Genomic DNA, 12787 nt, shown 5'->3' with positions numbered 1-12787 from the left:
GGTCCATGGGTTCCTCATTCAATAGCGGCGGCATGCGGGGCGGCCGCGGCCGCAAGTTCAAGTCCGAGATCAACGTCGTGCCCTACATCGACGTGATGCTGGTGCTGCTGATCATTTTCATGGTGATGCCGTCGTCAAACAATCCCAGCGTGGTGAACCTGCCCAACGCGGAAAAGTCGGCCAAACCGCCCGACGATTACATCCAGATCGTGCTGAAACCGAATGGTTCGCTGTCGATCGGCGTGATCGGCAAGGAACAGCTGGCGCCGGAGACGGAACCGAACCGCGACGCCCTGCTGCGCAAGCTGCGCGGCTTGCACGAGAGCAATCCCGACTATCCCGTGATGATCGCGGGCGACAAGGAAAGCAAGTATGACGACGTGATCCAGCTCATTTCCGAAGCGAAGAAGATGGGCATCACCCGGGTTGGCCTGGCCACCAAGTAAGCGCACCGTCCCGACTCCAGACTTGACCGTTTTTAGATAGACTAGACTTTGCAGACCAAACAAATCGACCATGTACTCGGCGTGCCCTACAGCGTGCCGCGCGAACGCAGCCGCCGGCCCTCGCTGGGACTGGCGCTGGCGATGCACCTTGGCCTGCTGTTTTTCCTGTGGGTGGGCGTACACTGGCAAAATACGGAACCGGTCGCCGTGGAAGCGGAAGTGTGGGACCTGAAAGTACAGACGGCCGCGCCGCCGCCCGAAGTGGCGACGCAGCCGGAGCCGACACCGGCGCCGCCGCCCGAGCCGGAAGTGGAGCGCCCCGCCCCGCCGCCGCCGCCGCCCGTGGCAGCACCGGAGCCGAAGGTCGACCTGCGCGAGGCGGAGATCGCCCTCGAGCGCAAGAAGGCGAAGTTAAAAGAAGAAAAAGAGAAAGCGGCCGAAGAGCGCCGCAAGCAGGAACAGAAGGAACGCGAGGAAGAAAAGCGCGAACTGGAAAAACAGAAGCAGAAAGAAAAAGACAAGGCTGAAAAGCTCGAGAAGGAAAAGGCCGACAAACTGGAGAAAGCCAAGCTCGAAAAAGAGAAAGAAAAAGCGCAAGAAAAAGCCGAGAAGGAACTGGCCGACAAGAAGGCCGCGGCGGAAAAGGCGGCCAAAGCCAAGAAAGCGGCGGCGGAAAAGGCGGCGGCCGACAAATTGCGTGCCGATGACATGAAGCGCATGATGGCGCAGGCAGGCAATGGCACGACGGGCACGGCCGCGAAAGCGACGGCGCCACGCAAGGACAGCGGCTATGTCGCTGCCCTGACGAGCAAGATCAAGAGCAATATCGCGTACAGCGGTAGCACGGACGTGCCGGGCAACCCGCGCGCCGTGTTCAAGATCGAGCAACTGCCAACTGGGGAAATTATTTCGGTCCGAAAGATCAAAAGTAGCGGCCTGCCGGCGTATGACAGCTCGGTGGAAAACGCCATTAATAAATCGTCGCCACTGCCGAAGAAAAAAGACGGCACCGTGGAACGCGAGATTGAACTCATATTCGAGATGAAGGATTTGCCTAAATGATGATCATGAAAAAAATGAGCTACGTGGTGCTCTGCGCGGGCCTGCTGCTGGGAGCGTCAAGCGCCCAGGCGCAACTGCGCGTGGAGATTACGGGCATCGGCAGCAACCAGATCCCCGTGGCCGTCGCCACCTTTGCCAATGAATCGGCGGCGCCGCAATCGCTGTCCGGCATTATCAAGGCCGACCTGGCGCGCAGCGGCGTGTTCAAGCTGGTCGACGCCGATGCGCCCGTATCGGAAACGGCGCCCGTCAGCTATGAACAGTGGAAGTCGCGCGGCGCCGACGCGCTGGCGGCCGGCAGCGTGCAAAGCATGGCCGATGGCCGCCTCGACGTGCGCTACAAGCTGTTCGACACCATCAAGGGCGCGCAGATCTCCAGCATGAACAATGCGGCCGCGCCGCAGTTCAACCGCCTGCTGGCGCACAAGATCGCCGACGATATCTATGAAAAGCTGACGGGTGTCAAAGGCGCATTCGCCACGCGCATCGCCTACGTCACGCAATCGGGCCGCGAATACCGCCTGGAAGTGGCCGACGCCGACGGCGAAGGCATCCAGGTCGCCCTGCGCTCGAACGAGCCCATCATTTCGCCTGCCTGGTCGCCGGACGGCACCAAGGTCGCGTATGTCTCGTTTGAAAAGAAAAAGCCCATCGTCTACGTGCAAAACCTGGTGACGCGCCAGCGCACCATCGTGTCGAACGAAAAAGGCAGCAATTCCGCGCCCAGCTGGAGCCCGGACGGCTCGCGCCTGGCCGTGGCCCTGTCGCGCGACGGCCATACCCAGGTCTACACCGTCAATGCGGACGGCAGCGGCTTGCGCCGCGTCAGCAACAGCAGCGGCATCGATACGGAACCGCAATTCTCGGCCGACGGCCAAAACATTTACTTCACCAGCGATCGCAGCGGCGGACCACAAATCTACCGCATGTCGACCAGCGGCGGCGAAGCCAAGCGCGTGACGTTTGGCGGCTCCTACAACATCAGCCCGCGGATTTCGTCCGACGGGAAGACACTCGCTTATATTTCCCGTCGCGACGGCAATTTCCAGCTCTACGCGCTCGACCTGGCTAGTGGCCAGGAATTGCGCCTGTCGGACACCGCCAACGACGAATCACCGAGCTTTTCGCCCAACGGGAAATATATCATGTACGCGACCGAATCCGGACGACGCAAGTCGCTGGCAGTGGTATCGGTGGATGGACGCGTCAAACAGCGTTTGACTACGCAAGCTGGCAATATCAAGGAGCCCACCTGGGGTCCTTTTATGAAGTAAAGTTTCACCCTTAACCATGACCCGGAGAATAAAAATGAGTAACTTTAAAAGTTTGGCTTTCATCGCCGCTACCGCCGCCCTGTTGTCGGCTTGCAGCACCCCAGTGAAACTGGCAGAAACCCCAGTCGTCGAGCGCGCGCCTGAAAAAGTCGCCCCGCCACCAGTTGACAACCGTCAAGTTCAGCCAGTGACGACCGCATCGGTCGATCCGCTGGACGATCCAAAAGGCGTGCTGGCCAACCGCAGCATCTACTTCGACTTCGACAAATACGTCGTGCGCGAAGCGGACACCCCAGTCGTGCAGAACCACGCTGCCTACCTGGTGAAAACCCCATCGCGCAAGATCCTGATCCAAGGTAACACCGATGAACGCGGCGGCGCCGAGTACAACCTGGCCCTGGGCCAGAAACGTGCTGAAGCCGTGCGCAAGTCGATGGCCGCCCTGGGCGTGCCGGAAGGCCAGATGGAAGCCGTGTCGCTGGGCAAAGAAAAGCCTAAGGCACAAGGCAGCAACGAAGCAGCATGGGCTGAAAACCGCCGCGCTGACATCGTTTATTGATGTTGACGGGTGAGCGCGGCAGCATTGACGCTTACCTAACTGGCCAGTCATAGGCATAATAATGGGGCGCAGCGCGGTGATTCACCGCCCGGCGCCCCGTTTGCATGCTTGCGTAACCTTTGAAAGCCCGACTCATGATGACATTCTCGAAAGCCGGCGTCGCCGCCGCCCTGATGGCCGCATTTGCCTACCTGCCCCTGCATGCCAACGCCGCCCTGTTCGACGACGACGAAGCGCGCAAGGCCATCCTGGAGCTGCGCTCGAAGGTCGACGCACTGGCGCGCGACGTGAACAGCCGCATCGACACCAAGGCGGACAAGACCAGCACCTTGAGCCTGCTCAACCAGCACGACCAGACCATGCAGGAGATCGCCCGCCTGCGCGGCCAGATCGAAGTGCTGGGCAACGACCTGGCGAACGCGCAAAAGCGCCAGAAGGATTTCTACGCCGACCTCGACGCGCGCCTGCGCAAGCTCGAACCGCGCCAGGTCACCATCGACGGCCAGGAAGCGGCCGTGGGCGTGTCCGAACAGGGCGCATACGACGCCGCCCTGGCCCTGTTCAAATCGGGCGACTACAAGGCGGCAGCCGCCTCGCTGGACGCCTTCGTCAAGCGTTATCCGGAATCGGCCTACGCGGCCAATGCGCAATACTGGCTGGGCAACGCCTATTACGCCCAGCGCGACTGCAAGAGCGCTATCACGGCGCAGCAAGCCGTCGTGAAAAACTACCCGGACAGCCCGAAGGCGGCCGACGCCATGCTCAACATCGCCAGCTGCTACACGGAACTGAAGGACAAGGCCAACGCCAGCAAGACCTACAATGCGCTGATCTCGCGCTATCCGGACTCGAACGCGGCGCAGACAGCCAAGGAACGGGCCGGCAAAAAATAAGCCACGGGGAAAAAGTTGCCCGTTAGGTTTGACAGAATCCCGGGCACCCCCTATAATCTTTCTTCTTCGGGTCGTTAGCTCAGCTGGTAGAGCAGCGGACTTTTAATCCGTTGGTCGCAGGTTCGAATCCCGCACGGCCTACCACGAATACGCAGTACTGATCTGCTTGCGAGTTGTACTAGCAAGCATTTTTTTACGGCACAGTGTTACCGAAGTTGTTGTAAAAAGTTTTTGGGTCGTTAGCTCAGCTGGTAGAGCAGCGGACTTTTAATCCGTTGGTCGCAGGTTCGAATCCCGCACGGCCTACCAAATACTATGAAGAAGCCAACCGTTCGCGGTTGGCTTTTTTGTTTTGGGCAGCATCGCCTGCGCGGGATGCGATCGCTGACGCAAAGCAAACACCCTGCCACCTGCGATGCACCCCTGTTGAACTGTCGTATAATCAGAAAATCATGAACGGCCCCCTATCCTCGACCACGTCCGCATTTGAGACAGCGGAAGCCGCCGAAACCTATGACCACTGGTTTCGCGCCAAGGTATTGGCGTCGCTAAATGATGACCGCCCTGCCCGCCCACATGACACTGTCATGGCGCAACTGAGGAAAATCGTCGCAGCCCAGCCTGATGACCATGCTGCCGATTCCATGGAAGGCTGAAGCGCAGGAAGATTTGACCGCGATCCTCACTTACATCGCGCAGCGCAGCCAGCCGGCAGCGCTGCAGCTTTACAACGACATCGACCACGCCATCTCCCAACTTCCCCACCCCCCTCAGTTATACCGGCCTGGAAGAGTTTCAGGAACGCGCGAACTGGTTGCCCACCCAAACTATGTCGTCGTATATCGCGTTGAAGCAAGCGCAATATAAATTCTTGCCGTCATGCATACACGGCAACTCTATCCCTGAGCCCCCTCCCCGCATATCGAAAACCAGTCGTTAACGCGACACCAACGCCGGCCTCCCCGCCAGCTGCGCCACCACACCACCCATCACCCGCCCCAGCGGCACCTCCACCCAGCGGTAAAACGCCGCGCCGGCCGCCAGGCTGGCGCCCCAGGCCGTCAGCATGCCCAGCGCCTGCCACTCGGGTTCGAGCGGCACATAGGTGACAAATAAGGCATTCACCAGCAGGCTGACGGGAAAGTGCACGAGAAACACGGCGTACGAGATGCGCCCCAGGGCGTTGATGATGTTCCACGCGCCGCCCTGCGACGGGGTGCGGGCGCGGCCGAACAGGAACAGCGCGCAGGCGACGATCAGGGCCAGCGCGATGCGGCTGCGGTAGTCGACAGCCAGGGCCAGCAGGACGGGCACGGCGGCCATGGCCATGAGCGCGGTCATGGCGCACGGTTTGCGGGCCGGGTCGCTGGCCCACCAGGCCAGCATGCCAAGGCCATAGCTGCCGAAGAAATACGGCGCCCAGTTATCCCAGTCCGGATCGAGATTGAAATACAGCAGGGAAAAGGTGATGCCCACGGTAACGGCCAGCGGCATCAGCCAGTGTCCGCGCCGCCGGCCCGCCAGGCGGCCGCCCAGCCACAGCAGCGCTACCGTCAGCAGGTACAGCTGGAAATCGATGGCCACGTACCAGGCGCCGGCCGACAGCGATTCATAGCCCAGCACGCCGTGCAGCAGCAAGGCATGGGCGCTCAGCTGGCCCAGGGTGACGGCGGCCGACATGGAATCGTGCAGCATCCAGATGCCGGCCACGGGCGTGAGCACGGCGGCGAGCAGGGTGGCCGCCAGGAAAGGCGGCGCCAGCTTGGCATAGCGGCGCCAGACGGCCTGCAGCGGGGTGGCAATGCCGGGCTGGCTGGCCGGCGACAGCGACTTGGCGGCCAGGAAGCCGCCGATGACGAGAAACACTTGCACGGCGATGCGCGCGCTGCCGCCCAGCCAGTCCAGCAACGCGGGCCACAGCGGCTGCACGTAATCGGACATGGGCCCGTAAAACGCCAGGTGGTGCAACACGATCAACTGCGCCGCGCCCGCCTTCAAACCATTGATCCAGCCAAACTGCGGACGATGTGCCAGGTCCGCCTGTGATACCACTGCTGCTGCCGTCATTCCCAATCCTTGCCGTGCCAGGTAGTGTCGCCAGCCCCTCGCGCAACAGGCGCAAGGCTGAGGATTTACCGAAAGGCCGACATCATAGCCGAGCCTGGCACTTCGGTGACGCGCGGCAGTCAGGCACTATCAGTCCTTGCGCGAAAAATCGGCGCGCATCATGGTTTGCATCACGCTCCCACCCTCCTGCCGCGCCCGCACCACCACGGCCATCGATGGCAGGATGAACAGCACGCCAGGCTGGTCTTCCATGCTATTGATCAGTTGCTCCAGCTCGCGCCCGATCGACTCGGAGCGCCCCAGCCTTTCCGCCAGCAGCGCCTCACATTTGCCGCCATGGCCCAGGCGGGGCGGACACTGATCGACGCGAACGAAGGGGATATTGCGGCCCTGCAAGCGCATGGACAGCTGCGCGGCAAGTGCCTCCTGAGCGCCGTCGACATAGGCGGAGTAAGCGGTGCCGGTGCCGCTGAAGCCCAGGCGGGAGAACAACAGCAGCGAAACATTCGCGCCAAACGCCTGGGTGGCCGCCTGCGGCACCCACGCAAATGGCGGCGCGTAGTCCGGCCCAAATGTCTTGCGCAACTGCGCCGCGTCCGCGGCACGCCAGGTGCGCAGGCAAGCGGCATTGCTGGCGGCAAAGCATTGCCGATAACCGGACTGTTCATCGATAAACAATTCTTCGACCGCATTGGCCGGCGTGCTGGCCGCGGCAGCCGTACGCACCTCCCACTTGCCGGCGCCGTTCTTGTACCAGGAAAACGTGGTACGCGCCCAGTCCCATACGCGCACGTAAGGATGGACCTGCGCATCCGGCAGGTCTGCCAGATAGGTCCTGGGCAGGCCGATGGCTTCGCGCCGGCCGCCATCGGCATCGACCACCATCACGACCGATGGCGCGTTGTCACTGTCGACCATGGCAAACGAAGTGCCGTCCGGCGAGATCGCGGCCAGGGTATTGGCATGCAGGCTATAGATGCCGGCGAGCGGGTCGGGCAGCACCGTTTCCCTGACTGGCAGTGCCTGCAGCAGGAAGCCCGGTTGCAGTTGGCCAGGAAAGTAGCGCAAGCCAGGCGCCAGCGGAAAGCCATGCGGAAAGGCCTCGGTGGCATGGTATGCGATATCGGCCGCCGCGATCCGCTGCACCACGGCCCTGCCATCGCGCTCGTACGCCAGCTTGAGCACCTTGTCGTACTTTTCAAACACTTCGGCAAAATAGACAGGCTGCCCGATACCGTCCCAGCGCGTGAGGTCTTCGGCCTTCTTGATCAGGACCTTGTCGCGGTACAACAGCCGCATCGAGTCGATCTGGGTGGACGTCAGGTAACCGCCGCCCTGGCGGTACTGGATAGCCAGCGCAGTAAACGGCCCTGCCGGTGTGGCCGCGGTGACGCTTTCACCACGCTTGAGCACGCCAGCGTAAGGACCTTCCGGCGGCGCCGTGTATGGCGAGCAGGCAGCCAGCAGCACGGCAGCCGCAAAAAACAAGGAAATACCTCGCAAGCGAGGCCGCGCAGAAGCTGGCATTCGTTTCAAGTCCCCGGGACATGCTGAAAAATCAGCAATATTGAGGATATTCTACGGCAACTCGGCTGGCGCCTGCGGCTGCTGCGCCAGGATGGCGTCGAGCAAGCCGGGAAAACGGCTCTCGATATCGGCGCGGCGCAGGGTGTTCATGTGCGTCGTGCCCGCGTTTTCCGTGTAGACCAGGCCCGCTTCGCGCAAGACCTTGAAATGGTGCGAGACGGTCGATTTCGGCCGCCCGCCGTCGAGGTCGCCGCAGGCGGCCGCGTCGACTCTGGCCAGGTGGCGCACGATGTCGAGGCGGATCGAATCGCTCAGGGCGTACAGCACGCGCTCGAGGACGAATTCGCTGGCGGGAGGATGTTTGTGTGGGCGCATGAGCAGAATCATACAGCATGCGCTATACTAATTCCATTCTTCGAATATTTACGAACTACCGAATCAGCATTTCCCAATCTTTTCATCCACACACAAAGGCCACCATGTCCGCCCTCTTCCAACCATTCAATCTTAAAGACATCACCCTGCGCAACCGCATCGCCGTGCCGCCCATGTGCCAGTACATGGCCGTCGATGGCCAGGCCAACGACTGGCATCTGTCGCATTACGCGGGCATGGCGCGCGGCGGCGCGGGGCTGGTGATCGTCGAAGCGACGGCCGTGGCACCGGAAGGGCGCATCACGCCCGGCTGCACGGGCATCTGGAACGATGATCTGGCGCAAGCCTTCGTGCCCGTCGTGAAAGCCATCAAGGCGGCCGGCGCCGTGCCCGGCATCCAGATCGCCCACGCTGGCCGCAAGGCCAGCGCCAACCGCCCGTGGGAAGGCGACGACCACATTCTTGATGGCGACGCGCGCGGCTGGCAAACCATCGCCCCGTCCGCCATCGCCTTTGGCGGCGGCCTGCCGAAAGTGCCGCGCGCCATGGACCTCGACGATATCGCCCGCGTGAAACAGAACTTCGTCGACGCGGCCATTCGCGCCCGCGAAGTGGGCTTCGAATGGCTGGAACTGCACTTCGCCCACGGCTACCTGGCGCAAAGCTTCTTTTCCGCCCACTCAAACCAGCGCGACGACATCTATGGCGGCAGCGTGGAAAACCGTAGCCGCTTCCTGCTGGAAACATTGAAAGCCGTGCGTGAAGTGTGGCCCGAGCACCTGCCGCTGACCATCCGTTTCGGCGTGCTGGAATTCGACGGCCGCGACGAGCAAACCCTGCTCGAATCCATCGGCCTCGTGCGCCAGTTCAAGGATGCCGGCATGGATATGCTCAGCGTCAGCATGGGCTTTACCATTCCCGACGTATCGATTCCGTGGGGCCCCGCTTTCATGGGACCGATTGCCGAAAGAGTCCGCCGCGAAGCGGGCGTGCCCGTCTCGTCCGCCTGGGGCTTCGGCACGCCGGCCATCGCCGAGCGCGTCGTCAAGGAAGAACAGCTGGACGTGGTGATGGTCGGCAAGGCGCACCTGGCCAATCCGCACTGGGCATACTTTGCCGCCAAGGAACTCGGCGTCGAGCGCGCCTCGTGGACCCTGCCGGCGCCGTACGCGCACTGGCTCGAGCGCTACTGATCGTCCTTGACCGTTGCCGGATGCCCCTCCAGGGGCAATTCCGGCAGGAACAGCAGGAAGACCAGTCCCACCAGCAGCAGCACGGCGCCGGCGCCAAACACGCTGGCGATGGCGTGGCGGTAGACTTCCACCGTCTGCGCCGCCGCGTGCGCGCCCAGCGCCGACACAGCTTCCACGCCATGTTGATGCAGCTGGTGCGCGAGGATGGCGCCGGACGCCGTCACGCCGAGCAAGCCGCCCAGCGAGCGGAAAAAGGCCAGCATGGCCGTACCCACGCCCCGGCGCGCCAGAGGCAAGGCATTTTGCACGGCGATCGTCATGTTCGGCATGACCAAGCCTAAGCCCGTGCCGAGCAGGAAGATGGCCGGCTCGATGATCCAGTAGCCGCGCGACGTTGCCATGGCCCAGGCCAGCACGGCAAACGCCAGCAGCGCCACGGCCAGCCCCGCCACCTGCACCATCTTGTACTTGCCCGAGCGCGACAGCACGCGGCCGTTGAACATCGACGACGCCACCAGCCCCACCATCATCGCCACCGTCATCACGCCAGACTGCGCCGGACTGGTGCCCATCACCAGCTGGAAGAACAGGGGGAAGAAGACGCTGGCGCCCATCAGGCCCATGAAAGTCATGGCCATCACCAGGCTGGCGATATTGAAGGTGCGGTTTTCGAACAGCTCGGGCGGCAGCACGGGCTCGTCCACCCTGCCCACGTGGAAGGCCAGCCAGATACCCAGCAGCACAGCGACGCCGCCGCATACCTTGATGGCAAGAGAGTCCCACGGCCACTCGGTGCCGCCCAGCGCCAGCACCAGCAGGGCCGCCGTGACGGCGCCCGTCAGCAGCGCAGACCCCAGGTAATCGATCTTGTGCGCATGCGTGCGCACGGGCTTGCGCATGGCGCGCGCGATGATGACGAAGGCGGCCGCGCCCACGGGCAGGTTGACATAGAAAATCCAGTGCCACGACAGGGCATCCGTGATCACGCCGCCCAGCACGGGGCCCAGCACGCTGGTGACGGCAAACACGATGGGCACCATACCTTGCCGCTTGCCCCGCTCGGCGGGCGGCACGATGTCGCCGATGATGATCTGCGCCAGCGGCATGAAGCCGCCCGCGCCGAGGCCCTGGATGGCGCGGAAGATGATCAGTTCCGTCATGTTCTGCGCCAGCCCGCACAGCACGGAGCCAAGCAAGAAGGTCAGCAGGGCCGTGAAGATCATGGGGCGGCGGCCGTACTGGTCGGCCAGCTTGCCGTACAGGGGCATGGTGGCCGTCGACGCCAGCACGTAGGCCGTGACCACCCACGACAGGTGCGCCATGCCGCCCAGGTCATCGACGATGCGCGGCAAGGCCGTGGCGACGATGCTCTGGTCCAGCGCACCGAGGCCCAGCACGGCCATCAGGCCCAGGTAGATGGCGCGCACTTCGCGCTCGGTGACAGGTTTGGCGGCGTCCTTGTCTGCGCCTGCGGCATGATCGTGGCGGCTCATGCCTGGCCGATCTCAAGCAGCGGCTGCATGGCCGCTTCCAGCGCATCGACCTGCTGCGGCGTCAGGCGGGCGATGCGCCGCGCCAGCGCATCGCGGCGCCGCGCGCGCAAGGTTTCGAGGATGACCAGGCCTTGCGCGGACACGTGCAGGCCCGAGCGCCGGCGGTCCCGCGGATCGGGCGCGCCGCGCTCGACGAGGCCCGCCTCTTCGAGCGACTTGACCTGGGCGCTGACGGTCGGCCCGCGCACGTTCTGCAGCCGCGCCAGCGCGGCCACGCCGATGCCCGGTTGCTCGTGGATCAACGCCAGCAGCATGGACTGCATCATCGATACGCCGCCCTCCAGCTCGCCCCCTTCGCGCTGCATCGAACGCAACAGGCGCTTGAACGCCAGGCGCAAGTCATCGGACAGCGCCAGCGCGCGTTCGGGGATGGGAAAGTCTTCGGTAATGGGCATGGGCATATATAAATAGGTAGACTACCTACCCATATTAGACGGTACCCGCACCTCACGCAAGGTTTTTTCCATCCCCGCCCTTCCCAAAACCGCCATTGGCCGTCATAATAGCCGCCCTTGGGTCGTTAGCTCAGCTGGTAGAGCAGCGGACTTTTAATCCGTTGGTCGCAGGTTCGAATCCCGCACGGCCTACCAAGAATTTGCAGTCCGTTTGCATGCCGCCATGGCAAGCACGTACCGCACAGTGTTACCGCAGTAAGTAGTCAAAGTTTTTGGGTCGTTAGCTCAGCTGGTAGAGCAGCGGACTTTTAATCCGTTGGTCGCAGGTTCGAATCCCGCACGGCCTACCAAATACGTCAGAGAAGCCAACCGTTCGCGGTTGGCTTTTTTGTTTTGCGCGCCCATTCCACCCCGCCCCTCCCCCTTGCATGCACCGTCAGCACGCTGCGGCACCTCCCTGCGAGAGCATAAAAAACCCTTACGTATCAACAAGCTGCGTACGGTAATGATTTGGTTATGTCAAAACCCTGGCCCTGTCAGGCTGCGCAAAGCAGAATGAGCCAGACCAGAGCCGGCCCGCCAGTACGTGCAGGCCCGCATCATCGAGTCGCTGACTCGCACAACCGAGGAGAACCCATCATGCAAATCAAACTTGTCCCCACGCTCATCATCGCCACGCTGCTGTCCGCCTGTGGCGGCGCGCCCAGCGAAAGCGAAGTACGCGACGCCTTGAGCAGGGAGATGACCTTGCAGACCCCCTCCTTCATGCAGGTCGACATCCCGGGAGTCGTCGCCAAGATCAAGGTACTCGGTTGCAGCAAGGCCGATACGAGCGGCTACGTGTGCGATATCCAAGGAGTGGAAGGACAAGTCAGCGGCATGCGCTTCGTCAAGACGGACAAAGGTTGGTCTGTCGCACGGAAGTGAGTACCAACACCCCTTGCAATCAATGATAAAAGGCATGGCGACATGAGCGACAACGATTCCACCTGTAATTCCCACACCCCGCATAGCACTATCTACGGCTCCAGCCTGGGAGAACAAAGCATGGCAGGGGTCAACCTCCATGAACATCCATTTTCAGCCGCTACCAAGGTAGAGACATATCGCCGCAACAATGGACTCGATATCTACACTGGCATGCCGGTGCAACGGCAGCAAGCCAGGCATACGGCCGGTAGCGGCAGAGCTGCCGCTGACCACGTCATGATTGCCGACAGCACCGCCAATGCGCGCGGCGGCACACTGCGCAAGACGGTCAAAGTCATCTTCGCGATACTCGGCTGCCTGCTGGTGCTCTGCATTATCGATACCGTGCTGCTGCTCACCACCTACAGCCTCGAAAATCCGCCGCCAAATATTACCGGGAAAGCTAGATAGCCCGTCGGAGGCACAGGGATGCGGCCGGTCCGGCATGACGATGCCGCACACTTCGTTCGCATT

15 protein-coding genes and 4 tRNA genes are annotated in these 12787 nt (G+C 62.5%); 14 read left to right on the top strand and 5 right to left on the bottom strand.

The features are described 5' to 3' along the window. Positions 1 to 5: 5 nt before the first annotated feature. The 9 genes from AC3RCJ_RS09290 (at position 6) to AC3RCJ_RS09250 (ending at position 5101) form a co-directional block, all read left to right on the top strand. Complete coding sequence (locus tag AC3RCJ_RS09290; protein WP_226939836.1) at positions 6 to 446, top strand: ExbD/TolR family protein; 441 nt, start codon at positions 6 to 8, stop codon at positions 444 to 446. A gap of 48 nt (positions 447 to 494) precedes the next feature. Continuing rightward, positions 495 to 1508 carry a cell envelope integrity protein TolA gene (gene tolA, locus AC3RCJ_RS09285; protein WP_492964435.1) on the top strand — a complete coding sequence of 338 codons (1014 nt, stop codon included), beginning with the start codon at positions 495 to 497 and terminating at the stop codon, positions 1506 to 1508. 5 nt (positions 1509 to 1513) lie between these two features. Then, positions 1514 to 2782, top strand: a complete 1269-nt coding sequence (tolB, locus tag AC3RCJ_RS09280; RefSeq protein ID WP_492964459.1) for a Tol-Pal system beta propeller repeat protein TolB — start codon at positions 1514 to 1516, stop codon at positions 2780 to 2782. Between the two features lie 34 nt (positions 2783 to 2816). After that, a complete protein-coding gene (gene pal / locus AC3RCJ_RS09275) occupies positions 2817 to 3341 on the top strand; it encodes a peptidoglycan-associated lipoprotein Pal (protein WP_492964434.1) in 525 nt (174 codons plus the stop codon). 134 nt (positions 3342 to 3475) lie between these two features. Beyond that, the gene (gene ybgF / locus AC3RCJ_RS09270; RefSeq protein ID WP_492964433.1) at positions 3476 to 4234 is read left to right on the top strand and encodes a tol-pal system protein YbgF; all 759 of its coding nucleotides are present in this window, start codon (positions 3476 to 3478) and stop codon (positions 4232 to 4234) included. 68 nt (positions 4235 to 4302) lie between these two features. Continuing rightward, positions 4303 to 4378: transfer RNA gene (locus AC3RCJ_RS09265), tRNA-Lys, on the top strand. Positions 4379 to 4467: 89 nt separating this feature from the next. After that, positions 4468 to 4543: transfer RNA gene (locus AC3RCJ_RS09260), tRNA-Lys, on the top strand. A gap of 143 nt (positions 4544 to 4686) precedes the next feature. Beyond that, the gene (gene relB / locus AC3RCJ_RS09255; RefSeq protein ID WP_492964432.1) at positions 4687 to 4890 is read left to right on the top strand and encodes a type II toxin-antitoxin system RelB family antitoxin; all 204 of its coding nucleotides are present in this window, start codon (positions 4687 to 4689) and stop codon (positions 4888 to 4890) included. Further along, a complete protein-coding gene (locus AC3RCJ_RS09250) occupies positions 4859 to 5101 on the top strand; it encodes a type II toxin-antitoxin system RelE/ParE family toxin (protein ID WP_492964431.1) in 243 nt (80 codons plus the stop codon). Before relB ends, AC3RCJ_RS09250 begins: the two co-directional genes overlap by 32 nt. A 69-nt stretch (positions 5102 to 5170) precedes the next feature. On the opposite strand, the gene AC3RCJ_RS09245 is transcribed toward AC3RCJ_RS09250, so the two are convergent. The 3 genes from AC3RCJ_RS09245 to AC3RCJ_RS09235 all read right to left on the bottom strand — a co-directional run bounded on the left by AC3RCJ_RS09245 (position 5171) and on the right by AC3RCJ_RS09235 (position 8203). After that, complete coding sequence (locus AC3RCJ_RS09245) at positions 5171 to 6301, bottom strand: acyltransferase family protein (protein ID WP_492964430.1); 1131 nt, start codon at positions 6299 to 6301, stop codon at positions 5171 to 5173. 129 nt (positions 6302 to 6430) lie between these two features. Then, positions 6431 to 7789 carry a hypothetical protein gene (locus AC3RCJ_RS09240; protein ID WP_492964429.1) on the bottom strand — a complete coding sequence of 453 codons (1359 nt, stop codon included), beginning with the start codon at positions 7787 to 7789 and terminating at the stop codon, positions 6431 to 6433. A 90-nt stretch (positions 7790 to 7879) separates the two neighbouring features. Then, positions 7880 to 8203 carry an ArsR/SmtB family transcription factor gene (locus AC3RCJ_RS09235; RefSeq protein ID WP_492964428.1) on the bottom strand — a complete coding sequence of 108 codons (324 nt, stop codon included), beginning with the start codon at positions 8201 to 8203 and terminating at the stop codon, positions 7880 to 7882. A gap of 104 nt (positions 8204 to 8307) precedes the next feature. Between AC3RCJ_RS09235 and AC3RCJ_RS09230 the strand changes: the two genes are divergently transcribed. Further along, on the top strand, positions 8308 to 9396 hold the full coding sequence (locus tag AC3RCJ_RS09230) for an NADH:flavin oxidoreductase/NADH oxidase (RefSeq protein WP_492964427.1): 1089 nt from the start codon (positions 8308 to 8310) through the stop codon (positions 9394 to 9396). Here AC3RCJ_RS09230 and AC3RCJ_RS09225 read toward each other — a convergent pair. Continuing rightward, positions 9390 to 10889 carry an MDR family MFS transporter gene (locus AC3RCJ_RS09225; protein ID WP_492964426.1) on the bottom strand — a complete coding sequence of 500 codons (1500 nt, stop codon included), beginning with the start codon at positions 10887 to 10889 and terminating at the stop codon, positions 9390 to 9392. The genes AC3RCJ_RS09230 and AC3RCJ_RS09225 overlap by 7 nt on opposite strands. Further along, positions 10886 to 11344, bottom strand: coding sequence for a MarR family winged helix-turn-helix transcriptional regulator (locus AC3RCJ_RS09220; RefSeq protein WP_492964425.1), 459 nt, complete (start codon positions 11342 to 11344; stop codon positions 10886 to 10888). Before AC3RCJ_RS09220 ends, AC3RCJ_RS09225 begins: the two co-directional genes overlap by 4 nt. Before the next feature lie 119 nt (positions 11345 to 11463). On the opposite strand from AC3RCJ_RS09220, the gene AC3RCJ_RS09215 reads away from it, so the two are divergent. The 4 genes from AC3RCJ_RS09215 to AC3RCJ_RS09200 all read left to right on the top strand — a co-directional run bounded on the left by AC3RCJ_RS09215 (position 11464) and on the right by AC3RCJ_RS09200 (position 12724). Continuing rightward, a tRNA-Lys gene (locus tag AC3RCJ_RS09215) sits at positions 11464 to 11539 on the top strand. 79 nt (positions 11540 to 11618) lie between these two features. Continuing rightward, a tRNA-Lys gene (locus AC3RCJ_RS09210) sits at positions 11619 to 11694 on the top strand. Positions 11695 to 11983: 289 nt separating this feature from the next. Then, entirely contained in the window at positions 11984 to 12271 is a 288-nt protein-coding gene (locus AC3RCJ_RS09205) for a hypothetical protein (protein WP_492963787.1), read from the top strand. A gap of 42 nt (positions 12272 to 12313) precedes the next feature. Continuing rightward, the gene (locus AC3RCJ_RS09200) at positions 12314 to 12724 is read left to right on the top strand and encodes a hypothetical protein (protein WP_492963789.1); all 411 of its coding nucleotides are present in this window, start codon (positions 12314 to 12316) and stop codon (positions 12722 to 12724) included. Positions 12725 to 12787 lie beyond the last annotated feature (63 nt).

Source organism: Janthinobacterium sp. GW822-FHT07H11 (genome assembly GCF_058798615.1).
This window is presented reverse-complemented; position numbering and strand designations above follow the sequence as displayed.

Coding starts and splice junctions, on each gene's coding strand:
- AC3RCJ_RS09230 (WP_492964427.1), top strand. CDS start 8,308: ATGTCCGCCCTCTTCCAACCATTCAATCTTAAAGACATCACCCTGCGC.
- pal (WP_492964434.1), top strand. CDS start 2,817: ATGAGTAACTTTAAAAGTTTGGCTTTCATCGCCGCTACCGCCGCCCTG.
- AC3RCJ_RS09250 (WP_492964431.1), top strand. CDS start 4,859: ATGACCATGCTGCCGATTCCATGGAAGGCTGAAGCGCAGGAAGATTTG.
- AC3RCJ_RS09235 (WP_492964428.1), bottom strand. CDS start 8,203: ATGCGCCCACACAAACATCCTCCCGCCAGCGAATTCGTCCTCGAGCGC.
- AC3RCJ_RS09245 (WP_492964430.1), bottom strand. CDS start 6,301: ATGACGGCAGCAGCAGTGGTATCACAGGCGGACCTGGCACATCGTCCG.
- ybgF (WP_492964433.1), top strand. CDS start 3,476: ATGATGACATTCTCGAAAGCCGGCGTCGCCGCCGCCCTGATGGCCGCA.
- tolB (WP_492964459.1), top strand. CDS start 1,514: ATGAAAAAAATGAGCTACGTGGTGCTCTGCGCGGGCCTGCTGCTGGGA.
- AC3RCJ_RS09205 (WP_492963787.1), top strand. CDS start 11,984: ATGCAAATCAAACTTGTCCCCACGCTCATCATCGCCACGCTGCTGTCC.
- AC3RCJ_RS09290 (WP_226939836.1), top strand. CDS start 6: ATGGGTTCCTCATTCAATAGCGGCGGCATGCGGGGCGGCCGCGGCCGC.
- AC3RCJ_RS09200 (WP_492963789.1), top strand. CDS start 12,314: ATGAGCGACAACGATTCCACCTGTAATTCCCACACCCCGCATAGCACT.
- relB (WP_492964432.1), top strand. CDS start 4,687: ATGAACGGCCCCCTATCCTCGACCACGTCCGCATTTGAGACAGCGGAA.
- AC3RCJ_RS09225 (WP_492964426.1), bottom strand. CDS start 10,889: ATGAGCCGCCACGATCATGCCGCAGGCGCAGACAAGGACGCCGCCAAA.
- AC3RCJ_RS09220 (WP_492964425.1), bottom strand. CDS start 11,344: ATGCCCATTACCGAAGACTTTCCCATCCCCGAACGCGCGCTGGCGCTG.